General features: G+C 75.1%; 18 protein-coding genes and 2 pseudogenes. 8 read left to right on the forward strand and 12 right to left on the reverse strand.

Going from position 1 to position 22,694, the window contains the following annotated elements; genetic code table 11:
* Window positions 1–49 precede the first annotated feature (49 nt).
* Window positions 50–646, reverse strand: a complete 597-nt coding sequence (locus KSP35_RS10315; RefSeq protein WP_217001513.1) for a nitroreductase — start codon at window positions 644–646, stop codon at window positions 50–52.
* Window positions 647–854: 208 nt separating this feature from the next.
* Between KSP35_RS10315 and glgP the strand changes: the two are divergent.
* The 3 genes and pseudogenes from glgP (at window position 855) to KSP35_RS10330 (ending at window position 5,681) form a co-directional block, all read left to right on the forward strand.
* A pseudogene (glgP, locus tag KSP35_RS24285) lies at window positions 855–3,345 on the forward strand (alpha-glucan family phosphorylase).
* Window positions 3,346–3,681: 336 nt separating this feature from the next.
* On the forward strand, window positions 3,682–4,710 hold the full coding sequence (locus KSP35_RS10325) for a DUF559 domain-containing protein (RefSeq protein ID WP_217001517.1): 1,029 nt from the start codon (window positions 3,682–3,684) through the stop codon (window positions 4,708–4,710).
* A gap of 266 nt (window positions 4,711–4,976) precedes the next feature.
* Window positions 4,977–5,681: an LppP/LprE family lipoprotein gene (locus KSP35_RS10330; RefSeq protein ID WP_217001518.1), complete on the forward strand. Its 705-nt coding sequence runs from the start codon at window positions 4,977–4,979 to the stop codon at window positions 5,679–5,681.
* Between the two features lie 39 nt (window positions 5,682–5,720).
* Here the strand turns inward: KSP35_RS10330 and KSP35_RS10335 are convergent, their stop codons facing one another.
* The 3 genes from KSP35_RS10335 to KSP35_RS10345 are packed head-to-tail and all read right to left on the reverse strand — an operon-like array spanning window position 5,721 to window position 7,826.
* Window positions 5,721–6,506, reverse strand: a complete 786-nt coding sequence (locus KSP35_RS10335) for an enoyl-CoA hydratase/isomerase family protein (RefSeq protein ID WP_217001520.1) — start codon at window positions 6,504–6,506, stop codon at window positions 5,721–5,723.
* 52 nt (window positions 6,507–6,558) lie between these two features.
* Window positions 6,559–7,512 carry a methylmalonyl Co-A mutase-associated GTPase MeaB gene (gene meaB / locus KSP35_RS10340; RefSeq protein WP_217001522.1) on the reverse strand — a complete coding sequence of 318 codons (954 nt, stop codon included), beginning with the start codon at window positions 7,510–7,512 and terminating at the stop codon, window positions 6,559–6,561.
* Window positions 7,513–7,565: 53 nt separating this feature from the next.
* Entirely contained in the window at window positions 7,566–7,826 is a 261-nt protein-coding gene (locus KSP35_RS10345; RefSeq protein WP_217001524.1) for a NifU family protein, read from the reverse strand.
* Between the two features lie 139 nt (window positions 7,827–7,965).
* Here KSP35_RS10345 and KSP35_RS10350 point away from each other — a divergent pair, with 139 nt between their 5' ends.
* Both KSP35_RS10350 and KSP35_RS10355 read left to right on the forward strand, forming a co-directional pair.
* Window positions 7,966–8,130: a hypothetical protein gene (locus KSP35_RS10350; protein WP_217001526.1), complete on the forward strand. Its 165-nt coding sequence runs from the start codon at window positions 7,966–7,968 to the stop codon at window positions 8,128–8,130.
* A gap of 12 nt (window positions 8,131–8,142) precedes the next feature.
* Window positions 8,143–9,696 carry an MFS transporter gene (locus tag KSP35_RS10355; protein ID WP_217001529.1) on the forward strand — a complete coding sequence of 518 codons (1,554 nt, stop codon included), beginning with the start codon at window positions 8,143–8,145 and terminating at the stop codon, window positions 9,694–9,696.
* Between the two features lie 24 nt (window positions 9,697–9,720).
* On the opposite strand, the gene KSP35_RS10360 is transcribed toward KSP35_RS10355, so the two are convergent.
* Window positions 9,721–10,320: an alpha/beta family hydrolase gene (locus tag KSP35_RS10360; protein ID WP_217001531.1), complete on the reverse strand. Its 600-nt coding sequence runs from the start codon at window positions 10,318–10,320 to the stop codon at window positions 9,721–9,723.
* A gap of 16 nt (window positions 10,321–10,336) precedes the next feature.
* Window positions 10,337–11,032: a J domain-containing protein gene (locus tag KSP35_RS10365; protein ID WP_217001533.1), complete on the reverse strand. Its 696-nt coding sequence runs from the start codon at window positions 11,030–11,032 to the stop codon at window positions 10,337–10,339.
* Between the two features lie 225 nt (window positions 11,033–11,257).
* Here KSP35_RS10365 and KSP35_RS10370 point away from each other — a divergent pair, with 225 nt between their 5' ends.
* The 3 genes and pseudogenes from KSP35_RS10370 (at window position 11,258) to KSP35_RS10380 (ending at window position 13,905) form a co-directional block, all read left to right on the forward strand.
* Entirely contained in the window at window positions 11,258–12,031 is a 774-nt protein-coding gene (locus tag KSP35_RS10370; protein WP_217001534.1) for a hypothetical protein, read from the forward strand.
* A 286-nt stretch (window positions 12,032–12,317) separates the two neighbouring features.
* Window positions 12,318–12,971: pseudogene (locus tag KSP35_RS25795) on the forward strand (serine/threonine-protein kinase); the annotation flags it as partial.
* 418 nt (window positions 12,972–13,389) lie between these two features.
* Complete coding sequence (locus KSP35_RS10380; protein WP_217001536.1) at window positions 13,390–13,905, forward strand: hypothetical protein; 516 nt, start codon at window positions 13,390–13,392, stop codon at window positions 13,903–13,905.
* A gap of 4 nt (window positions 13,906–13,909) precedes the next feature.
* Here the strand turns inward: KSP35_RS10380 and KSP35_RS10385 are convergent, their stop codons facing one another.
* The 6 genes from KSP35_RS10385 to KSP35_RS10410 all read right to left on the reverse strand — a co-directional run bounded on the left by KSP35_RS10385 (window position 13,910) and on the right by KSP35_RS10410 (window position 22,230).
* Complete coding sequence (locus KSP35_RS10385) at window positions 13,910–15,337, reverse strand: DUF3488 and transglutaminase-like domain-containing protein (protein ID WP_217001538.1); 1,428 nt, start codon at window positions 15,335–15,337, stop codon at window positions 13,910–13,912.
* An 867-nt stretch (window positions 15,338–16,204) separates the two neighbouring features.
* Window positions 16,205–17,377 carry a DUF58 domain-containing protein gene (locus KSP35_RS10390; RefSeq protein WP_217001540.1) on the reverse strand — a complete coding sequence of 391 codons (1,173 nt, stop codon included), beginning with the start codon at window positions 17,375–17,377 and terminating at the stop codon, window positions 16,205–16,207.
* Window positions 17,367–18,308: a MoxR family ATPase gene (locus KSP35_RS10395; protein ID WP_217001542.1), complete on the reverse strand. Its 942-nt coding sequence runs from the start codon at window positions 18,306–18,308 to the stop codon at window positions 17,367–17,369. Before KSP35_RS10395 ends, KSP35_RS10390 begins: the two co-directional genes overlap by 11 nt.
* A gap of 93 nt (window positions 18,309–18,401) precedes the next feature.
* Window positions 18,402–19,667 (reverse strand): fibronectin type III domain-containing protein, encoded by a 1,266-nt coding sequence (locus KSP35_RS10400; RefSeq protein WP_217001544.1) that lies wholly within the window; start codon window positions 19,665–19,667, stop codon window positions 18,402–18,404.
* Entirely contained in the window at window positions 19,664–21,061 is a 1,398-nt protein-coding gene (locus KSP35_RS10405; RefSeq protein WP_217001546.1) for an SMP-30/gluconolactonase/LRE family protein, read from the reverse strand. Before KSP35_RS10405 ends, KSP35_RS10400 begins: the two co-directional genes overlap by 4 nt.
* 125 nt (window positions 21,062–21,186) lie before the next feature.
* Complete coding sequence (locus KSP35_RS10410; RefSeq protein ID WP_217001548.1) at window positions 21,187–22,230, reverse strand: hypothetical protein; 1,044 nt, start codon at window positions 22,228–22,230, stop codon at window positions 21,187–21,189.
* Window positions 22,231–22,694: the final 464 nt, after the last annotated feature.

The raw sequence follows: 22,694 nt of genomic DNA on the forward strand, positions 1-22,694 counted from the left end.
CTTCAAGAACCCTTCGAGCCGGCCGGGACGACGGCGCGATCACCCGTCCTCACGACAGGCGGGTCACCTCGGGCGCCGGCCGCACCGGCGCCGGCACCGATGCCGTGGGCCAGCCGAGGTACACCAGCGCCACGAGGTCGTGGCGCTCGTCGACCCCGGCCACGCCCCGGACCGCCGGCACCAGCACGTCGGGCACCGTCCCCCAGTAGCTCGACAGGCCGTGGGCCGTGGCCACCAGCAAGGCGTTCTGCACCGCGGCGGCCACCGCGTCCCGGTCCTCGCGCCGGCGGACCGGTTCCTCGTCCAGCGCCTGCCACACCAGCAGCAGCGTGGGGCTGCGCCGGTACTTGGTCCGGAGCTTGGCCACCTTGGGCTCGGGCAGGCCCTCGGCCTCGCCGAGCTCGGCCATGGCCGACCCCAGGCGGCCGCGGGCCTCGCCCGACACCACGGTGAACCGCCAGGGCCAGGTCCGCTTGTGGTTCGGCGCCCAGGTGGCGGCGGCCACGAGGCGGTCGACTAGGTCGTCGGGCACCGGCCGCTCGGCGTCGACGAGCAGGCTGGTGCGGCGGCGCTCGACGGTGGCTTCGACCGCCTCTGGCGCCACCGGCGGGGCGCTGGAGGTGGCGAGCGGGTCCGGCGTCGACATGGCGACGAGTGTGCCCGCTGCGCACCGGTCCGCGCTCGCCACCAGGGGTTCCGGGCGTCTCGGGGAGGTGACCGTCGCGTGAACACCCCCGCCCGACGGGTATCGCCGGTCCGGCTCGGTCGCTACGGTCGGCCCCATGCGTGCGTTGCGGAGCTTCACCATCCGACCCCGGCTGCCGGAGGCGCTGGCGCCCCTGGAGGCCCTGGCCATGAACCTCCGGTGGGCGTGGGACGACCGCACGCGGGACCTGTTCCGCTGGGTCGATCCCGACGCATGGGACGCCACCAAGCACGACCCCGTGCGCCTCCTCGGCCTCGTGAGCGCCGAGCGCTTCGAGGCGCTCGCCGCCGACCCCGCCTTCCTCCGCTTCCTCGCCGAGGTGCAGGAGGACCTGGAGCGCTACCTCGAGGCGCCGCGCTGGTTCCAGACCCGCGCCGCCTCCCCCTTGCGCCAGGTCGCCTACTTCTCGCCCGAGTTCGGCATCGCCGAGGCCCTGCCGCAGTACTCCGGCGGCCTCGGGATCCTCGCCGGCGACCACCTCAAGTCCGCCTCGGACCTCGGCGTGCCCCTGGTGGGCGTCGGCCTCTTCTACCGGCACGGCTACTTCCGCCAGGGCCTCTCGCCCGACGGCTGGCAGACCGAGCGCTTCCCCGACCAGGACCCGTGGGCCATGGCCCTCAGCCTCTGCGAGGGCATCCGCGTGCGGGTGGAGCTCGCCGGGGCGCCGCTCGAGGCCCGGGTGTGGAAGGCCGAGGTCGGCCGGGTGGCGCTCTACCTCCTCGACGCCGACGTCGAGGAGAACCCCGAGGAGCTGCGCGGCGTCACCGACCGCCTCTACGGCGGCGACGTCGAGCACCGCCTGCGCCAGGAGATCCTGCTGGGCATCGGCGGCGTCCGGGCCCTGGAGGCCCTGGGCATCGACGCCCAGGTGTTCCACACCAACGAGGGCCACGCCGGCTTCCTCGGCCTGGAGCGCATGCGGCGGGCCATCGTCGACGACGGGCTCAGCTTCGCCGAGGCCGTCGAGGCCACGTGCCGCCTCGATCTTCACCACCCACACCCCCGTCCCCGCCGGCATCGACCGCTTCCCCCGGGAGCTGATCGAGACCTACTTCGGCGGCTGGGCTGCCGAGTGCGGCATCACCGTCGACGAGCTGATGGCCATCGGCCACCGCCCCGGCGGCACGCCCGAGGACGTCGCCGAGGCCACCGACCGCTTCAACATGGCGGTCATGGGCCTGCGGCTGGCCGGTCGCTCCAACGCGGTGTCCAAGCTGCACGGCGAGGTCAGCCGGTCGATGTTCGCCGACCTGTGGCCGGACCTGCCGGACGACGAGGTGCCGATCACCTCGGTCACCAACGGCGTCCACGCCGGCACCTGGGTGTCGGCCGACATGACCGACCTCCTGTCGCGCCACGTGCTGCCCGAGTGGGACGAGGCCGACGCCGGCAGCTGGGCCCGCATCTGGTCCACCCCCGACGACGAGCTGTGGCGGGTCAAGGACCAGGCCCGGTCGCGCCTGGTGGCCTTCGTGCGCGAGCGCATGAAGCAGCGGGCCATCGAGGCCGGCACCTCCACGTCCGAGGCCAGCTGGGCCGACGACCTGCTCGACCCCAACGCCCTCACCATCGGCTTCGCCCGCCGCTTCGCCACCTACAAGCGGGCCAACCTGCTGCTGGCGCAGGGCGAGCGCCTCCAGAAGCTGCTGCTCGACCCGGACCGCCCCGTCCAGTTCGTGTTCGCCGGCAAGGCCCACCCCGCCGACGACCAGGGCAAGGAGATGATCCGCCAGATCGTCAGCTACGCCAAGGAGCTCGGCGTGCGCCACCGGTTCGTCTTCCTCGACGACTACGACATCGCCGTGGCCCGCTCGCTCTACCAGGGCGCCGACATCTGGCTGAACACGCCGCGCCGCCCCCACGAGGCCTGCGGCACCAGCGGCGAGAAGGCCGCCCTGAACGGCACCCTCAACTGCTCGATCCTCGACGGCTGGTGGGACGAGATGTTCGACGGCGAGAACGGCTGGGCCATCACCTCCGCGGAGGACCACGAGGACCTCGTGGTGCGCGACCAGCTCGAGGCCGACAGCCTGTTCGACCTCCTCGAGCACCAGATCGTGCCCCTGTTCCACGACCGCCCCGCCGGGTCCGGCGTCCCCCGCCGCTGGCTGCGCCGCGTGAAGGCCAACCTGGCCTCGCTCGGCCCGCAGGTCGTGGCCTCCCGCATGGTCCGCGACTACGTCACCGAGCTCTACGAGCCCACCGCCACCACTGCCGACGCCCTCCGGGGCGACGGCCACGCCCGCGCCCGCGACCTGTCGGCCTGGAAGGCCCGCGTCGTCGACGGCTGGGGCGCGGTCAAGGTCGACTCCGTGGAGGCCAGCGACGACATCGCCGACCTCGGCGCCACCCGCGAGGTCTGCGTCACCGTCGCCCTCGGCGACCTCGTCCCCGACGACGTCGCCGTCCAGCTCGTTCACGGCCGCGTCGGCCAGCACGACGAGCTCGAGGCCCCCGCCACCACCACCCTCGCCTGCGACGACCCGTCCGCCCGCCCCGCCGTCTACCGCGGCGCCGTCCCCTGCGACCTCCCCGGCCGCTACGGCTTCACCGTCCGCGTCGCCCCCGCCAACGCCGACCTCCCCACCCCCCCTCGACCTCGGCCGCCTCACCTGGGCCTGACCCCTCCGTCCACCTGAACTTCGGGTCCCAGACCAGCGCGCGTGTGCCCCTCAGACCCAAAGCCGCGAGTGCCCCCAGCCGACCCCGGCCACCTCGAACTTGTGGGCCCACACCGCCACTTCCGGCAGCCTCAGCCCACAAGTTCCAAGCGCCTCCCCCACCCACCTCGAACTTGTGGGCCCACACCGCCACTTCCGGCAGCCTCAGCCCACAAGTTTCAAGCGCCTCCCCCACCCACCTCGAACTTGTGGGCCCACACCGCCGTTTCCGGCAGCCTCGGCCCACAAGTTCGAAGTGCGCCGACCGGCTCTCCGGGATGCCGAAAAGTGATTCCACGGCATTCTTCGTGACATGTGAGGTTGGCTGTGGCAGCATGTTTCGACGCTCGGCGTCGGCGCAACGGCACCCAGGAATCCGCTGCTGCCGAGGATCCGCCCGTGCGTCACACCGTCGAACTGCTGCTCGTCGCCGGATCCCAGGCCGGCACGGTCCACCGTCGCCAGCTCGCCGAGGCGGGCCTTGCCGACCGGGTCATCGCTCGGCAGGTGACGGCTGGGCTCCTCACGGTGGAGCACCCTGATGTCTTCCGCCTCGCTGGTGCACCCCGGACCTGGCAGCAGGAGCTGTGGCTCGCCCTGCTCAGTGCGCGTTCGGCATCGGTCGTGAGCCACCGCAGCGCAGCACGGCTCCACCACGTCGGGCGCTTCGCCACCGAACACATCGACCTCGTCGAGGTCGAGCACCACTCGAACCGCGTTCGTGGAGCAGCAGCGCATCGCTCGCTGCTGCTCCCACCCCACCATCGGACCGAGGTCGACGGCATACCCGTCACCACCGTCGAACGCACGGTGTTCGACCTCGCCGGCCAGGTGTCGATCAAGCGGTGGCGACGCGGGCTCCCGTCGCTGCGACAACACCAGGTCGCGCGAGCGCTGGACGATGCGATCGCCGGCGGCGTCGAGCCTCGCCGGTTCACCGCAGTGCTCGACGAGCTCGGCGGCAGAGGGCGAGGCGGCACACGCGTGATGCGGGAGCTGATGGAACAACGGGGGGAGGGCTACGCAGCGACGGAGTCCGAGCTCGAAGATCTGCTCAACGAGGTCCTCGACCGGTTCGGGCTTCCGCTGCCGGTACGCCAGCGCAACCTGGGCGGCCTCGAGGACCGCGTCGGTCGAGTCGACTTCGTGTTCACCGAGGAGCGCGTGGTGATCGAGGCTGACGGTCGCAAGAACCACACCGCCCTGCTCGACCGCGAAGGTGATGCCTGGCGCGACCTCGAGCTGGCCGCAGCGGGCTTCCGGGTCATCCGTGTGACCTGGGGCCAGCTGACGACCGACCCGCGCCGCTTCGTGGCCGCCCTCCGAGCCGTCCTCGCCGCCTGATCCAGCCCGCAGCACCGCGGGAACTTGTGGGCTCTCGCTGCCGTCTTCGGCAGTCTCGGCCCACAGGTTCGCAGTGTGCTGACCAACCCCGACGAACTTGTGGGCTCACGCTGCCGTTTTCGGCCGTCTCGGCCCACAAGTTGCTGGAGACGGGGCTGGGGGCCGGGCCGGGCGGCGCAGGGGGGTGCCGTCGTCGCGCCGGGGACAAGGCGGGATCCGTGGTTTCCCTGGCGAGCGGGGGCGTGGTGCGTCGGTACGGTGCGGCGATGACGCTGCGCCTCGCCCGCACTGCCCGCCCTCGTCGTGCTGGGGCGGCGGTCGCGGTGGCGGCCACGCTGGTGCTGGGGCTGGCGGGGTGCGGGGCCAGCGGGGGCGGGAGCGACGGTGCGGGCGCCACCAGCACCACCGTGGCGAAGGGGACCACGTCGACGTCGACCGGCTCGACCACCACGACCGTCGTCGCCACCAGCACCACGGTGGCACCGGCCAGCACCACCGTCCCGCCGACCGCCACGTCCGCACCCGCAGCCACCACGCCACCCACCACCGCAGCCGGAGGCACGACGAACGGCGGCGGCGGATCGAACGTGCCGCTCACGGCCGAGCAGGCCGCCGCCAAGGTGAAGGCCACGGGCGACTGGGACGTCGAGCTCGGCACCTACGACCCACGGGCCCGGCTCACCGCGGTGCTCGCCCGAGCGTCCGGCGCCATGTCGGCGGCCGCCCCCGAGCAGGTCTTCTTCTTCAGCAACGGGCAGTACCTCGGCCCGGCCACCAAGACCGAGCGGACGGCCATCAGCATCGACGCCTCCAGCGGCGAGCAGGTGGTGGTCACCTACGGCCACTTCGCGGCGGGCGACCCGAACTGCTGCCCGAGCCAGGCGCCGTGGGTGGTCACGTTCACGATCAGCGGCGCCGGCAAGCTCCTGGTGTCGGGCGAGCTGCCCCCGGAGGGCCAGGGCCAGTTCTGACGCAGGACCTCGGGTCGGCGGCGGAAGGCCGCTGACTGCTCAGCGGCCGGTGAAGGTGGCGTGGCCGGGGCCGTGCTCGTTGAAGGAGTCGACGCCGATGCGGGCGTCGTCGGTGCCGAAGACCTCGACGAAGAGCTGCTGCTCGAGGTCGAGGCCGGCGGCCAGGGTGCCCTCGAGGCCGAGGTCGATGGCCTGCTTGGCCAGGCCTTGGGCCACCACCGCGCCCTTGGCCAGCTGGGCCGCCCAGGCCAGCGCCTCGTCGTGGAGCACCTCGGCCTCGACCACGCGGTCGACGAGGCCCATGGCGAGGGCTTCGTCGGCGCGCACCTGGCGCCCCGAGAAGACGAGGTCCTTGGCCTTGGCCGGACCGACCAGGCGGGCCAGACGCTGGGTGCCACCGCCGCCGGGGATGATGCCCAACAGGATCTCGGGCTGGCCGAGGCGGGTCTTGGGCGTCGCCACCCGGAAGTCGCACGCCAGGGCCAGCTCGCAGCCGCCACCCAGGGCGAAGCCGGCGACGGCGGCGATGGTGGCGCGCGGGATGGCGGCCACGGCGTTGAGGGCGTCGAGGAACAGGCCGCCGATGGCCCGGGCCTCGTCGGGCCCGGCGAACTCGGTGATGTCGGCCCCCGCCGCGAACACGCGTGGCCCACCCGTGATCACGACCGCGCCGGGCGGCTGCTCGGTGAGGGACTGGGCGGCCGAGCGCAGCTGGCGCAGCACCTCCGAGGAGAGGGCGTTGACCTTGGGGTTCTCCAGCGTCACCACGGCGACGCCGTCGTCCCGCCGCTCGATGGTCACCAGGGCTTGGGAGCTGTCGGCCATGGGCCAGGACCCTACGGGCGCCTGCGGGGTCCCGTGCAACCTCCGGCGGCGCTCAGGCGTCGAGCGGGTGGAGGATCTCGTCGGCCGCCGACCACGGGTCGAGCCGCCCGGCGGCGACGTCGGCATCGACCGCGGCGCGGGCGCCCGGCTGGAGCAGCGACTCGACCTTGGCGCGGAGGCGCTGCTCGAGGATGAGGTCGAGCTCGGCCTGGACGCGCGCCCGGCGCCGCTCCCCCAGCTCGCCCGAGCCCTCCAGGTGGGCGCGGTGCGCGCCGATGGCCTCCCAGACCTCCGCCGCCCCTTCGCCGGTGGTCCCGACGGCCCGCACCACGGGTGGGCGCCACCGGCCGGTGTCGGTCAGGTCCATCATCGACTCGAGGTCGTGGGCGGTCTGCTCGGCGCCCGCCCGGTCGGCCTTGTTGACCACGAAGACGTCCGCGATCTCCATCAGGCCGGCCTTGGCGGCCTGCACGCTGTCGCCCCAGCCCGGGTTCACCACCACCACCGTGGTGTCGGCGGCGCCGGCCACCTCGACCTCCACCTGGCCGACGCCCACGGTCTCGATGAGCACCCAGGGGAACCCGGCGGCATCGAGGACCCGAACCGCCTCGGGGGTGGCCAGCGCGAGCCCGCCAAGGTGGCCGCGGGTGGCCATGGAGCGGATGAACACCCCGTCGTCCAGGGCGTGCTGGCCCATGCGCACCCGGTCGCCGAGGATGGCCCCGCCGGTGTACGGCGACGACGGGTCGATGGCCAGGACCGAGAGCCGCTCGCCGGAGCGGCGGACGTGGGCCACCACGGCGCTGGTCAGGGTCGACTTGCCGGCGCCGGGCGCCCCGGTGAGCCCGACGGTGTAGGCGGCGCCGGCCAGGGCGTAGGTGGCCCGCCCGACCTGGTGGGCTTCGCTGCCGCCCCGCTCGACGATGGACAGGAGGCGGGCCACGGCGGCCCGATCACCGGTGCGCGCCGCCTGCACCAGCTCGTCAGGGGTCGACTTGGGGGCCACGTCAGCGGCGGCGGTCGGAGGCGACGGGCACCGGCCCGACGCTAGGCGACGGCCTAGAGCGAGACGGTGGTCTCGGAGATGTCGTCGACGCCGTACTGCGACACGGCGGTGACCCCGGGGACCCGGTCCTTGAGGATGCGCTCGACGCCGGCCTTCAGCGTCACGGTGGACGCCGGGCACGACACGCAGGCCCCGGTGAGCTCGACGGTGACGACCCCGGTGGCCTCGTCGAACTCACGCAGGAAGATGTCCCCGCCGTCGGCCTGGATGGCCGGGCGGATGACCTCGATGGTGGCCTTGACCTTGTCGTGCACGGGACTCCTCGGGGGGACGAGCCATCATCGCACCCGCCTCTGGAGCGGTGCGAACCCCGTGGTGCACAACCACGGGGTGCCGCGCCGTGTTCCCGGCGCCGCGTTGCCGTCGTCACACCCGGTCTGGGAGGCTGCTCCCATGGTCGGGTTCACGGGGGTGCTGGCCCACCAGGGCGGATGGGACGAGATGCTGCTCATCGGCCTGCCCATCGCCCTGTTCGTGGTCCTGCTCCGCATCGCCAACGCCCGGGCCGCCAAGCTCGAGGACGAGGCCCCCGAGGCGCCCGTCGAGCCGGATCGCTGACCGCGGCCCCCCTTGCGCGAGACCACCAGCGAGTACGAGGTCGACGACGTCGGCCTGGCCGCCGTCCGCACCCCGCGCGACGACCTGCTCCTCGAGGTCGCCGACGGGCCCGACCGCTTCGGCTGCGCCCAGGGCCCCTTCGACCGGTACGAGCGGACCGTCGTGGTGGCGCCGGCGCCGAGCGGCGCCGAGGGCCGCCACCTGGTCACCGAGACCGTGCGCTGGGAGCTGGCCATCCCGATCTGGGGCGGGCTGTTCCGCCCCCTGGTGCGTCGCCTGCTGCACCGCACCGAGGCCCCGCCACCGCCCGAGCCCGGGGCCGCCGCGGCCCGGGCGCCGTGGTGGTCGCCCCCGGCCCGCTTCGACGCCCGCTCGGCGCAGGTCCTCAGCCGCCTCTGCGGGCTGTCGCTGCTGGCCGGCTACCTCGGCACGGTCATCACCCAGACCATCACCTACGCGGCCGACGAGTTCGGGGCCAGCAAGAGCGGCCAGGGCACCACGCTCGCCGCCGTGCGGGTGGGCGTGCTGCTCTCGCTGGTGCTCATGGGCCTGGCCGACCGCCACGGCCGCAAGCGCCTCCTGGTGTGGAGCGCCGTCGGCGGGGCGACCGCCGCAGCGCTGGGTGCGCTGGCGCCGAACCTCTGGGTGCTCGGCACCACGCAGACGTTCTCCCGGGCCTTCTCCACGGCCATGGGCCTGCTCATCGCCGTGGTGGCCGCCGAGGAGATGCCGGCCGGCGGCCGGGCCTACGCGGTGAGCGTGCTGGCCATGACCGGCGCCCTCGGCGCCGGCGTGGCCGTGATGCTCCAGTCGCTCGCCGGCCTCGCGGTTCCCGCCTGGCGGGTCATCTACGTGGTGCCGCTGCTGGTGCTGCCGTGGTTCCTGCGCGTCGGCGACCGGCTCCCGGAGAGCCGGCGCTTCGCCCGGCCCCACGCCCGCGCCCGCTTCGCCGGCCACCGGGCCCGGCTGGCGCTGCTCTGCGGCACCGCCTTCTTCGGCCTGCTCTTCTACGCCCCGAACACGCAGTTCCAGAACGACTTCCTGCGCACCGAGCACGGCTTCAGCGCGCCGATGATCACCGCGTTCACGCTGCTCACGGGCACGCCGGCCGGCATCGGCGTGGTGGTGGGCGGCCGCCTGGCCGACACCCACGGCCGCCGGCTCGTGGGGGTGGTGGGCACGCTCGGCGGGGCCGGGCTGATGGCGCTCGGCTACCAGCTCGGCGGGCCCGCCCTCTGGGTGGTGGGCGTCGTGGGCTCCATCATCGCCGCCCTGACCGTCCCCGCCCTCGCCGTGTACGGCCCCGAGCTGTTCCCCACCGGCCTGCGGGCCAAGGCCAACGGCGTCATCTCGCTGGCCGGGGTGGCGGGCAGCGCGGTGGGCCTGGTGCTGGGCGGTCGCCTGGCCGACCACTTCGGGCGCTACGGCCCCGCCATCGCCCTGCTCGGCCTGGGCCCGGTGGTCGTGGTGGGCCTGGTGGTGGCCTTCTACCCGGAGACCGCGCACCTCGAGCTCGAGGAGCTCAACCCCGAGGACGTCCCGCTGCCCCTGCCGCCGCTGGGCTGAGCGGCGCGGCCCGGCCCGGCCCGGTCAGCGCCGGGTGGGCGGGCGGGCCGGCAGGTCGGCCAGCCACGCCACGACGACGGCGCAGATCTCGTCGTCGGCGCCCTTCACGTCGTGGGCCTTGCCCTCCAGCCAGTGGTGGGTGACCGGGCCACCGATGGCGGCGGTGTGCTCCTCGAGCTCGGCCGGGGAGCCGAACGCGTCCCGGGTGCCGGAGATGAACAGGCACGGCACGTGCAGGTCGGGCAGGTGGTCGATGCGCAGCTTCTCCGGCTTGCCCGGCGGGTGCAGCGGGTAGCTGAGCAGCACCAGTCCGGCCGCGGGCAGGCCCTCGGCCACCGCCATCGAGCAGATGCGCCCGCCCATGGACCGGCCGCCCAGCACCAGCCCCTCGGGCGCGAGCGGCGTCGACGCGGCGAAGGCCTCGGCGTCGGCCACCAGCGAGGCGATGAGCTTCGGGGCGCGGTCGGGCGCCTTGCGGCCCTCCTTGCGGTACGGGAAGTCGACCCGGGCCACGGGCAGGGGCGCCACGGCCTCGTCCAGGGCGACCAGGGTGTGGTGGTCGCGGCCGCTGCCCGCGCCGGGCGTGAGCAGGAGGCCTTCGGGTCGGCCGGGCTTCGGGCGCATCCGGCGAACCTAGCGACTAGCCGTGGAGCAGGATGCGGCGTGCCTCGGTGAGGTCGCTGATGCGCTGGGCCGCGCCCTCGGCGGCGCCGCCGTGGTCGGGGTGGGCGGCCATCAGCAGGGTGCGGAAGCGCTTCTGCACCTCGTCGTGCTGCTGGCCGTCGGGCGTCAGGCCGAGGATGCCGAGCGCCCACACCACCGGGTCGCGCCCGCCGAGCGTGGCCCAGCCCGTGGTGACCCGGGAGTCGCTGAGGTGCTCGACGAGCTGGGGGCCGATCTCGCCCCGCCAGCGCAGCCCGCGGCGGATGGCGGCGAACATGGCCGGCCGGTGCTCCTGGTCGACGCGGGACGCGGCGTAGACCGCCCCCAGCACGTTGGGCTCGGCCAGGCCCTTGCCCAGGTCGAACGTGAGCTGCTCGCCGTCGCCGAGCAGCCGGTGGCGGTGGGCGGTGAGGCCCACGCGGTCGTCCTGGAAGCGGTGGCGCAGGCGGGGCTGCGGGATCCGCTGGCCGGCCTCGAGCTGGTGGGTGAGCCGGGTGAGGTCGTCGAGCAGCTCGGGATCGACCTCCTCGACGAAGGCGGCAACGATGCCGCCGAGCAGCAGGCCCCCGAACCCGGGCGCCGGCGAGGTGGGCAGGACGGTCACCCCGAGGGCCACCCGCCGGGTGGGCGCGATGGGCCGGGAGTGGAACACCTCGAGCTCGGCCAGCAGCACCGGTACACCGTATCGGGACCCCTGCGTCCCCCAGACGGCTGGCGTTTCCCCCTCCCCACTTCTGGGTAGGCGGCCGCACGGCCGTTCGATCCCCCCGTCGCCGCCCGGTGCAGAGGCCTGCCTCCGCGCTCGTCGCCAGAAGGACCCGCCCGATGACCTCCCGCCCCCCCGATCTCCCGGCGCCGCCTCGGCGATCGCTGGGCCAAGGCTGCTCCCTGGACCACCGTGGGCGGGAGCGCCCTGGCCGCCCTGGCCGGCATCGACGGCTTCGAGCGCCTCAACTGGTACGACGGCGGGCGCGGCTCCCTGGCCGCCACCGTCGCCGGCCAGGCCGGGCCCGGCGACGACGCGGCCTCGGCAGCGAGGGCCCGGGAGCTGCTGCGCCCGGCGTTCGCCGCCCTCCCCCAGGGCCTGTTCCAGGTCGTCGAGCACGGTGGCGAGCCTTGGACCGCCTACGTGGCGCCCGTCGACGGCGACCGCTTCGTCGTCGCCCACACGGTGGCGGTGGCCGGGACCTACGAGCTGCGGGTGGCCGAGGCCGGCGCCCTCCTCGTCGGCAGCTTGCTGCTCGACCTGGCGACGGCCGTCCCCCGGTTGGCGCCGGCCGACCGGCCACCGGCCGACCCGCCGGGCTCGGGCCGCAGCGCCCGCCTCCCCCGCACCCTCGTCGAACGGGTTGCGTCGGGTGAGCTCGCCGGCCGGGGAGCGGTGGAGGTGCTGGTGGCCGAGGGCTGGGACCGCGACCTGGCCGAGGACCTGGTCGACGGGTTGGCGCCGCCGGTCCTGGCCGTCACCTCGCAATCGATCGCCACCCTCGACGACCACCGCACGGCGCTGGCCCACGGGCAGCACTGGGTCGGGCGCGACGGCTGGACCTGGCAGGCCCGCCCCGGAGCCACCGAGGACCAGGTGCTGCTCTCCCACCTGGGGCCCGACGCCGCCATCCGGTCGGTGTTCGAGCCCCTCGCCTGGTTCACCCGGTGGGGCCGGGCCCACTGACCAGCGGGGTGCGCCCCGGCGGTGCGATGGCGTGGTCCGGTGGCCGTAGGCTCGCCCCGTCCATGACCCCCCGCATGCACGATCGACCGTGCGCTCCCGGCGGCCGGACCACCGGCCGGAGCTCCGCCCATCGCGGCGCGCCCCGTCTCGGGCCGGGTGGATCGTGAGTCCCGACGAGCCGCCGCGCGGCCGGGGGACGGGTCGAGGCGCCTCGCACCAGCCCGGCGCCAGCCCGGTCACCGGCTACGAGGACCTGGCCGAGATCGGGCGGGGGGCGTCGGGCCGGGTGTACCGGGCACGGCAGCAGCGGATGAACCGCGAGGTCGCCCTCAAGGTCCTCGACGCCGCTCCCGACGACCGCGACGCCCGCCGCCGGTTCGACCGCGAGCTGGAGATCACCGTCCGGCTCGGCAGCCACCCCCACATCGTCCAGGTGCTCGACGCCGGCCAGACCACCGACGGCCGGCCCTACCTGGCCATGGAGCTCTTCGAGCGGGGCTCGGCCGGCGACTGGTTGGCCCGCTACGGCACGTTCGCCGAGGCCGACGCCATCCGCGCCGGCGCCTCCATCGCCGACGCCCTGGCCGCCGCCCACCACGCCGGCGTCCTGCACCGCGACGTGAAGCCGGAGAACATCCTGCTCTCGGGCTTCGGCCCGGCGTTGAGCGACTTCGGCATCGCCCGCCCCGCCGACCAGCTCGACCGCACGTCGTCGTTCAGCCAGTTCACCCCGTGGCACGCCGCCCCGGAGGTCCTGCTCGACCACCCGCCCACCGAGGCGGCGGACGTGTACTCGCTGGCGTCCACCCTCTTCACGCTCCTCGACGGGCGGCCGCCGTTCGCCGGGCCTCCCGGCGAGACGCTGCTGGCGTTCCAGCGCCGCGTCCTCACCGAGGCCCCCCGGGCCCTGCCGGCCGGCACCGATCCCGAGCTGGCCGAGATCATCCTCGCCGCCCTCGCCCGCGAGCCCCACCAGCGCACCGCCACCGCCACCGCCTTCCGGGACCAGCTGCGGCTGCTCGGCTCCACCGGGTTCGCGGCCAGCGAGGCTGCCCGCACCGGCAGCACGCCCCCGGCCGCCGCTCCCGCGCCGGCACCGAGCGGCTTCGACCCCGCCGCCACCCTGCCCCCGCCGCTCGCGGCCGACCCCGCCGGGACCGCGCCGGACCTCGGCAGCACCGCGCCGCGAGCGCGCCACCACCGCCGCCGCCGCACCCCTCGTCGCCGCCCCCGCTCCATCGGCCTCGGCCTCGGCGGCGACCGGCAGCGCGCCCCCGCCACCGGAGGCCGGCCCGCTCGGCGACCGGGGCGACCTGTCGCTCACCCGGGCCGCCGGCACCGCGCCGGACCCCGTCGAGGTGCGCTCCGGGGCGGCGGCGCGCCGGGCCCGGTGGCCCTTCGTGGTGGGCGGGCTCGTGCTGCTGCTCGTCCTCGCGGTCGTCGCCGGAGCCGCCCTCTCCGGCGACGGCGGCGACACCCCGCCCACCACCACCGCAGCGCCACCGGTGGTGCCCACCCTGCCCAAGGGCAGCCCGGGGACGCCGAAGGACGTGGAGGTCGACGACCAGGGGACCAAGGCCACCATCACGTGGACCGACACCACCAAGGGGGCGGGCACGCCCGGCGTCCTCGTCCTCGACGAAGAGGGCAACCGGAAGGCCACCGCCCTCGACGACGGCCAGACCAGCTTCGTGGCCGAGGACCTCGATCCCGACCTCGGCTACTGCTTCGTGGTCAGCATGATCTTCCCGGGAGCCGGCGGCGCGGGCATCACCAACGTCCAGAGCGAGCCGGCGTGCATCCGCGGCGCCGAGATCGAGGCTCCCACCACCACGACCGCCAAGCCCAAGGCCACCACGACCACCACCGGCTGACGCCTCACCCGGCGGGCTGCACCTGCGTCCCCCGGAGCGGGACCGCGGGGGCGTCGGGTCGGGGCCGGCGCAGGGTGCGGGGGTCGGCGAGGCGAGCGGCCCGCCGCCACCAGGGCTGCCCGGCCGCCGCCGCGGCACGCACCTCGTCGGCCAGCGCCCACGCCCGGGGGCCCAGCCCGACCGGCGCCTCGGCCCCGCTGAACGTGACGGCGTTGGCCAACCGGGCCAGCTGCTCCACCTTGGCGGCGGCCGGGGCGCCCACCACCGGCTCGGCCCGTCGGGCCACCACGCGCCGGCTGGCGGTCTGGTCGACGACCACGCCGCGGCTGCGGAGCTGGTCGACGACGTCGGCCCACGCCGCCATCGCCAGGGCCCCGTCGCCACCCGAGCGGCGGCGCCGGGCCCGACGCACCAGCTTGGCCAGCGCCACGGCGAGCGGCAGCACCAGGACGAGGGCGAGGACCACGACCAGCGCCGGCACCGCGAGGTCGCCGAGCCGGTCCGCCAGGGTCGGTGCCGAGCCGCCGCCCGGCTTGCCGTCCTGCTTGCCGGGCCCGACCTTGGTGCGGTCCGGCGTGGTCTGCTGGGGCGGCAGGTCGGGCGAGGTGGTGGTGGGCGCGGTGGTCGTGGTGGTGGGCGGCTCGGTCGAGCGCTGGTCCGGCGTCGGGTCGAACGGCACCCAGCCGATGCCCTCGAAGCGCACCTCGGGCCAGGCCTCGAGGTCGCCGGCCCGGATGGTCCAGGTACCGCCCTTCGCATCGGAGGCGGGACGGGCGCCCACCACGACGCGGGCGGGCAGGCCCTGCAGCCTGGCCAGGGCGGCGAACGCGGTGGCGAACTGCTCCGAGGTGCCGCGACGACCGCCGGCGTCGGTGGACGCGGTGAGGAAGAACTCGAGGGAGCGCCACGACGAGCCCGGGGCGGCGTCGGGGTCGAACACGGCCCGATCGCGCACGAACTGCTCCAGCAGCAGCGCCCGGGCGTACGCCGTCGTCCCCGAGGGGGTGGCCTCGAGCGCCAGCGAGGCGAGGCGGGCCGGCGCCCCGGGCGCGGCCAGGGTGGCGGCGTCGGTGTCGTCGACGTCGCGGCGGCCCACCTGCTCGGGCAGCACCGGCACCACGGAGCGCACCTCGTAGCGGATGGTGCCCTTGGCCACCGTCGAGCGCTGGCGGTAGAGCACGCCGTGGCGTGCGTCCCACCAGGCCGCCGGTCCGTCGTAGGCCACCGGGCGGTCGGGTGCGGGCAGGAACGAGCCGGGCAGGTCGACCAGGGTCACGTCCTGGGTCACCGAGGTGCCCACCGCCCGGCCGCCGGGGCGTTCGGGCGGCAACGTGGAGCCGGCCTCCTGCAGGGTGGTGGCCGCCGACCACGACCGACCGTCGAAGCGATCCAGGACCATCAGGCGCAGCGGCGCCGGGCGGTCGCTGCGCACGCGCGATGACCGGCTTGGGTTGAGCCGCCCAGCCGGCGAGCAGGGCGAGGGGGTTGACCGGCGTGATCTGCGCCTCCGGCGCAGGATCGTCGGGACGGGGGTCCTTGGTGGTGGCGTCGCCCACCCAGGGGAGGTGCGGCGCCAGCAGCACGCCGAGCAGCACGACGGCGACCCCCATGGCCGCGGCACGGGCCGGGCGCAGCGCCGGAGCCCGGCGCTCGACCTCGTCGTCGGCCGGGCTCAGCACCACCAGCACGCCGGCGCCGAGCGCCAGGAGCACCGCGGCCGGGATGCGCGAGCCACCGGCCGGCACCACCAGGACCGACGCCCCCACCAGGGCGGCCGCCGCCGGCAGCGCCGCCAGGCCGCGAGCCCGCACCCGCAGCACCACCTCGGTGCCCAGCCAGGCTGCCGCCCAGGTCAGGAGCGGGGCCACCAGCACCATCGAGGGTCGCGGCGGCGCGGGGATGCCGCTGCTCGTGATCTGGGCCCACCCGTTCACCGCGGCGTCGCCGACGGTGCGCAGGAACGTCGGGCCGGGCAGCACCCGCCCGACGGCGCCCGCGTCGGGCACCGTGGCGCCCGCGACCAGCAGGCCGAGGACGAGCGAGGCCACCGGTCCGACCACGGCGGGCCAGCGTCGCCACCGCACCACCAGCGGGCCGGCGGCACCGGCCAGCGCCGCGGTCAGGACCGGGGCGAGCAGGGTCGACCACCCGAAGAGCCGGCGCAGCTCCAGCCCGGCGACGGCGGCGAGCACGACCACCACGAGGGCGGCGAGCAGCGAGCGGAGGTCCAGCCCGCCCCAGCCGAGCGGGGTGCGCCGGCTGGCGCCTTCAGCCGTGGTCGACGGCCCGGTCGCTGCGGTCATCGCCGCACCCCGACGTTCCACTGGTGGACGGCCGCCGCACCGTCGGCGGCGGTGACCACCTCGATGCCCGGCACACCGAGGGCGAGCGGCTGGTCGCCGTTGACCGCGACGACCACCGTGCGCGGGTACTGCCGGCGCAAGCCGACCAGCGGCGCCAGGTCGCCGAGCGTCGGGTGGCCGGTGGCGATCACCAGCGTGTCGCGGGCCGGCTCGCGGGTGAGCGTGGCGACGGCGTCGTCGAGGGGGGCGTCGGTGAGCTGCAGGGCGGCCAGGAGGTCCAGCGAGGTGCCGGTCTCCCCGACGTGGGCGCTGCCCCCCACCCGCTCGCCGGAGGCGGCCAGCACGACGCAGGCGTAGCGCTCCCGTGCCGCCGCCGCGAGCAGGGAGGCCACGACCTCCAAGGCGTCTTCGAAGGAGGCGGCGTCGTGCACCGAGGCGCGGTTGTCGACGAAGAGGGTGATGACCGGGACGCTGACGTCGATGTGCTCGCGCACCATCAGCTGGCCGATGCGGGCCGAGGTGCGCCAGTGGACGTGGCGCAGGTCGTCGCCCCGCACGTACTCCCGCAGGGCGTGGAAGGTGATCGTCCCGTGCGGCAGGCGGTCGACCTCGGGGCCGTCGAGGCGGCGCACCCGCCCGCCGCCCACGGTGCTGACGAGGTGCTGGCGGGGGTGGACCCACAGCGTCTCGGTGCCGCCCTGGAGCTGCACGCGGTGCGCGAGGCCCAGCGGATCGACGCGGGCGATGCGCAGCGGGCCGACGGTGAACCGACCCCGGCGGCCGGTGGGGAGCTCGTAGGTCCGGGCCCGCACCCGCCCCGGGGCGAGGCGGGGCAGGGGGATCTCGCTGACGACGTCGCCGCACGGGTCCAGGCCCACCGCCGGCGTCGACGGCAGCACGGCCCGGTTGGCCACCGACACCCGTGCGATGGCGTCGACGTCGCGCGCCACCCGGTGGGGGTAGATCTCGCGGGTCACCTCGAGCCGGGGCTTGCGGAAGACCCACAGCACGGCCAGCGCGACGGCGACGAGGCCGCAGGCCACCACGGTGGCCAGCTCGCGGGAGCCGACCAGGCCGGCCGGGACGGCCAGCACGGCGCTCGCCGCCAGCACGCCCCAGCCCCGGCGCGTCAGCAGGCCGCCGCTGCGGGTGGAGGCCTCAGCCGCCATCGACGGGCACCGGCACCCGGCCCAGGATGGCGGCGACGACCTCGGCCGCCTTGGCGCCGCGCAGCTCGGCCTCGGGCGCCAGAATCAGCCGGTGGGCCAGGACGGGGACGGCCAGGTTCTGCACGTCCTCGGGGACCACGTAGGTCCGGCCGTCGAGCAGCGCCACGGCCCGGGCCGCCTTCACCAGGGCCACGCTGCCCCGGGGGCTCGATCCCAGCAGCACGTCGCCGTCCTCGCGGGTGGCGGCCACCAGGCGCACGATGTAGTCCTGCACGGCCGGGGCCACGTGGACCTCGGCGGCGGTCAGGATCAGCTCGGCCACGTCGTCGGTGCTCAGCACCGGCTGCAGCCGCCCGAGCGTGCTCGACGCCTGGGCGCCGGCCACGATGTCGATCTCGGTGGCGTGGTCGGGGTAGCCCACCCGCACCTTCATCAGGAACCGGTCGAGCTGGGCCTCGGGCAGCCGGTAGGTGCCGTCCATCTCCACCGGGTTCTGGGTGGCCACCACCAGGAACGGCCGCGGCACGGGGCGGGGCACGCCGTCCACCGACACCTGGCGCTCCTCCATGACCTCGAGCAGCGCCGACTGGGTCTTGGGCGAGGCCCGGTTGATCTCGTCGGCGATGACGATGTTGGCGAAGATCGAGCCCTCGTGGAACTCGAAGCCGTTGCTCTGCTGGTTGAAGATCGTCACGCCGGTGACGTCGGAGGGCAGCAGGTCGGGGGTGAACTGGATGCGCGACCACGACCCGCCGACGGTGGCGGCCAGCGCCCGGGCGGCGGTGGTCTTGCCCACGCCGGGCACGTCCTCGATGAGCACATGGCCCTCGGCCAGGAGGCAGACGACGAGGTGCTCGACCACCTCCCGCTTCCCTCGCACCGCCGTGCCGATGGCGTCGACGAGCGCGCCCAGCCGTTCACTTCTGGTCATCGGGGGAGGTACCTCGTGGGGTTCGGCGGGCAGCTCGAGGCCGGCCCGAGGAGCGGAGCGGGGTGGGGCCGGCATACCCCGACCGGGTGACGATCAGTCGCCGGCGCAGTCGGGGCTGTTGGCCACCGTGCGGGTGGAGGTGACCCACCCGTAGCCCTGGACCCGGAACCGGAACTGGACGAAGAACGTGTACTGGTCCTCGTGGCGGCGGCCGTTGGTGCGCATGATGCCGTCGAGCATCTGGGTGGGCGGCGTGCCGAAGCCCTCGTTCCCCTGGGTGGGCGACGGCTGGTTCGTGCCGTAGGCGTAGGCCCACGTGCTCTGGAAGTTGTCGGAGTACTCCCGGGCCCCCTCGCCACCGAAGTCGACGTTGGCGGTCCAGTAGCCGTTCTCGTGCACCTTGTCCCCCGAGATGTCGGGGTTGTTGGAACAGGGGCCCCACACCGCCTGCGGCCCGCTCGTGAACTGCGGCAGCGGGTTGGTGGGGGCCCGGGACGCGGTCTGGGCCGGGGCGTCCGGCGCGCTCGGGATGCTGGCCGAGAAGCTCACGTTGGCCGACTGGCCCCACGGCACGTTGACGTCGTAGGTCACCGGCCCGGCCCCGTCCTGGACGCCGGTGGCGGCCCCCGCCGCCGAGATCTGGCCGACCTTGCCCTGCCAGGTGGCCTGGACGGTGAACCGGAACGCCTGGGGCCCGATGCGGGTCTTGCTCACGTTCAGCGCCGACGGCCCGGCGAACACCTCGACGGCGTTCGACGGCTTGCTCTGTGGGCTGGTGATCGGCGCAGTCGCCCCCGGCTTGGTCGTCGCCACCGCCAGCGTGAAGGTGTAGTTCCGGCCGAGGACCAGCGTCCCCGCCCCGCCGTTGGCCGTGGCGGGCACGTTGGCGCTCCGAGCACCGGCGCCGACGGGCGGCAACGGCACCTTGTTCCCCTGGCCATCGATGGCGACGAGGTAGAAGCCCTGCTCGGTCTGACCCTCGAGCTCTGGCTCGCCCCAGGTGACCGTCGTCTGGGCCCCGGCGTGCTCGGTGGCGGCGGTGGGGGGAGCCGGTGCTGGAGGCTGGTCGGCCGTGGGCGTGCCATCGACCGATGCCGGACCACCGGCGCCTGCCACGTTCGATGCGACCACCGTGAAGGTGTAGGCGCACTCGTTGGCCAGGCCGGCCACGGTGGCTCCGCCGGCGTTGCCCTTCGCCTGCATCTGGCCGGCAGCGGGGGCGACCTTGCTGTTGGGGCAGGCCCCCTTGGGCTTCCACGAGATGGCGTAGCCGGTGATCTTGGCCCCACCGGTGTCGGCGGGAAGTCCCCAGGTCAGCGCGACCGAGCGCCGCTTGGCGCCGGCCGCGAGCTTGGTCACCGGCCCGGGCGGGTCCGGGTTCTTGACGGTGGTGGTGGGCTGCGGCGGGATCGTGGTGGGCGGGGTGGTGACCGGGACGGTGGTGGGCGGGACCGTCGTGGTCGTGGTGGGGGGGGATCGTGGTGGTGGTGGTGCCCGGGTCGTCGCCGCCGTCGGTGGGGGGGCTTGGGGCCCTTGTCGTCGTCGTCCTTGGGCGGCTTCGGGTCGTCCTTGGGCGGCGTGATGGGCACGTCGGGAGCCGACTTCTCGACGGTGGTGACGGTGCCGTCGGCGTCGATGCGCAGGGCTTCCGGGTCGTCGGGGTCGTTCACCCAGAGGTGGCCGTCGTCGAGGATGAGCTGGAAGCCACCCTCGCCGGGCACGGCGATGGTGTCGAGGTAGGTGCCCTTCAGGTCGAGCACGATCAGCACGCTCTCGCCCGGCACCGGGACGTAGAGGCGGTCGCCGAGGGTGACCGCCGGGTGGGTCAGCGCGTCCGACGGCAGGTTGGTGGGCAGGTCGTCCATGGGGATCGGGTCGACGGCCTGGCCGCCGCCACCCGGCTGGGTGGGGGGCGGCACCACCGAGTAGCCGCCGTCGTCCGGCGTGACGATCGGGACGTAGGGGCCGCTCGAGTACTCCGGGGTGACCGGCACGTCCGGCGGCGGCGGGGCCGGCAGCTCGGCCTGGAAGTCGCCGACCTCGTTGCCGTCGGCGTCGAGGCGCCACTGCTTGCCGCTCTTGGCGTCGGTGACCACGATGCCGTCGTCGGTGACGCTGATCGAGAGCTGGGCGCCCTTGCCGGCCAGCTGCTTGCGCACGGCGATCGTCAGGCCGTTGGCCCCGTCGGGGTCGATGCGGAGCACCTCGCCGGTGGCGTTGCGCCCCACCCACAGGCGACCGGCATCGTCGGCCACCGCGTTGCTGAGCTTGGTGCCGGCCGAGACCGGCTTGCCGAGCGACTCCATCCCCTGGGGGTCGATGCGCTGCACGGTGCCGTCGTCCCGGTTCACCAGGAAGCCGGCCTCGTCGCCCATCACCGGCTGGATGTCGTCCTTGGTCCCGAAGTCGGTGCGGGCCTTCACCTTGAGGTCGTTGACGTCGAGGCTGGCCGCCTCCCCGGACTTCTTGTCGACCGCCCACACCTTGCCGTCGCGCTGCACCATGACGATGTCCTCGCCCTTGGTGCCCGGCATGACGATGCGGGCGCCCACCTTGCCCGACGAGCCGTTGACCTGGACCGCCTCGCCCTTCTTGCGGTCGAAGATCCACGTGACGCCGTCCTTGAGCCGGGTCTCGCCGAAGCTGAACCCGGTGCCCACGACCATGGCCAGCGAGCTGACGACGAGCACCGCGGCGGTGCCGGCCGAGAGGAAGCCACGGCTGCCGATACCGGATCGAAGGGGTCGTCGCATCGGGGGGAAGCTCCGGTGGTGCTGGGGGGAAGGTGCGAGGGGGGGCCACGGGGGCCGCTCACCGCCTGCCCACTCTGCCCGATCTCACCCTCCGTGAAACTGGGGCGGACACCCCAACGGCTCGGTCAGACCAGGTCGACCAGCCGGGCTCGGAGGGCCCGGGCGGCGGCGCGGGCCTGCTCCAGCCGCTCCTCGCCGTCGTCCTCGTCGTCGACGTCCCCGGCACCGTCCACGCCATCGTCGCCGTCCCCGGCGTCGTCGTCCGCGTCAGGGGTCGCGACCTCGGCCGCTTCGGCGTCGAGCTCGTCCTCGGTGTCGTCCGCCCCCACCTCGTCGGCGGCGACGGCGTCGTTCGCATCGTCGATGTCGTCGTTGGCGTCGTCGTCCTCCCCGGGCTCGGCATCCGCCGTCGGGAGGGGGTCGGCGTGGACGGCCACCAGGTCGGCCAGCGCCGAGGCCTCGGCGGTCAGCGACGACCAGTCGTCGAGCCCGAAGCCGTAGGGGACGGCGAGGCCGTCGAGGGCGGCGGCGGCGCGCACGTAGGCGGTGGCCGGCTTGCGCTCGTCGGGGCCCTTGGCCAGCTTGTCGACCGCCACGTACAGGTCGCTCAGCGCCTGCTGCGCCGCCAGGCCGTCGTCGGCCTCCACGAGGTCGTGGTCGAGGGCCTCCTCGATGATGGCGAGGACCTGCTCCTCGTCGGCCTCGGCCACCAGGAGGGCGCCGTCGTCGTCCCAGGCGTGGGGGACGGCCTGGGCGAGGAGGCGGGCGTCGAGGTCGGCGTGGCCGTCGGCGTCGAGCCCCTCGATCTCCAGGGCCACGCGGGGCACGTCGTCGTCGAGCTCGGCCACGTCGCCGCCCTCGAGCGTGGCGATCAGGTCGTCGACGACGGCCTCGTCCCGAGCGGCGACGACCAGGGCGCCCGCCTCCCAGGCCCGGGGGACGCCGGCCCGGTCGAGCATGCCCTCGAGGGTCACCTTGAGCTGGTTGCCCCAGCCGTCGAGCTCGTAGCCCACCTGGTCGCCATCGCCCACCGGCTCGGCCGTGGAGGCCGCCGCCTCGCCTTCGGCCGCAGGCGCCACCTCGTCGACGAGCACGACGTCGCAGTCGATGCAGCGGCGCACGGTGGCCACGTACTGGGCCCCGCAGTCAGGACAGATCCGAGTCGCCATGGCCCGCAGCTTCGCACGTCGTCGAGGCCCCGACGGTCCACCGAGGCCCGCGGCTCACCAGGGCCGCGGCGGCTCCGGCGGGCCCACGGCCGGCACCCAACCGGGCGGGCCCACGGGAGCCGGCGGAGCCGGCGGAGCCGGTGGCGGCGGAGGCGGAGGAGGCGGAGGAGGCGCCCACGCGGGCAGGCCGGTGCCGGCGGCCGGTGGCCCGTAGGGCACCGGCGGCGCCCACCCCGGCAGGCTGGCGCCGGGCGGGCCGACGGGCACGCCCCAGCCGACCGGCGCCGGGCCTGCGGCCGGGCCCCCGGGGAACGCGGCCGTCGGCCACGGGGCCGGGCCCGCCTGGAAGAGGTGGGAGTGGCGGTAGCGAGCCGCTGCGCCGTCGCGCTTGGCCCGGTCTCGCGAGCCCGCCGTCACCATCGCCACCCGGCTGCGGTCGACCGGGGCCACCAGGGCACGGGTGC

This window comes from Aquihabitans sp. G128 (assembly GCF_019048865.1).
Taxonomy (GTDB): Bacteria; Actinomycetota; Acidimicrobiia; order Acidimicrobiales; family Iamiaceae; genus Aquihabitans.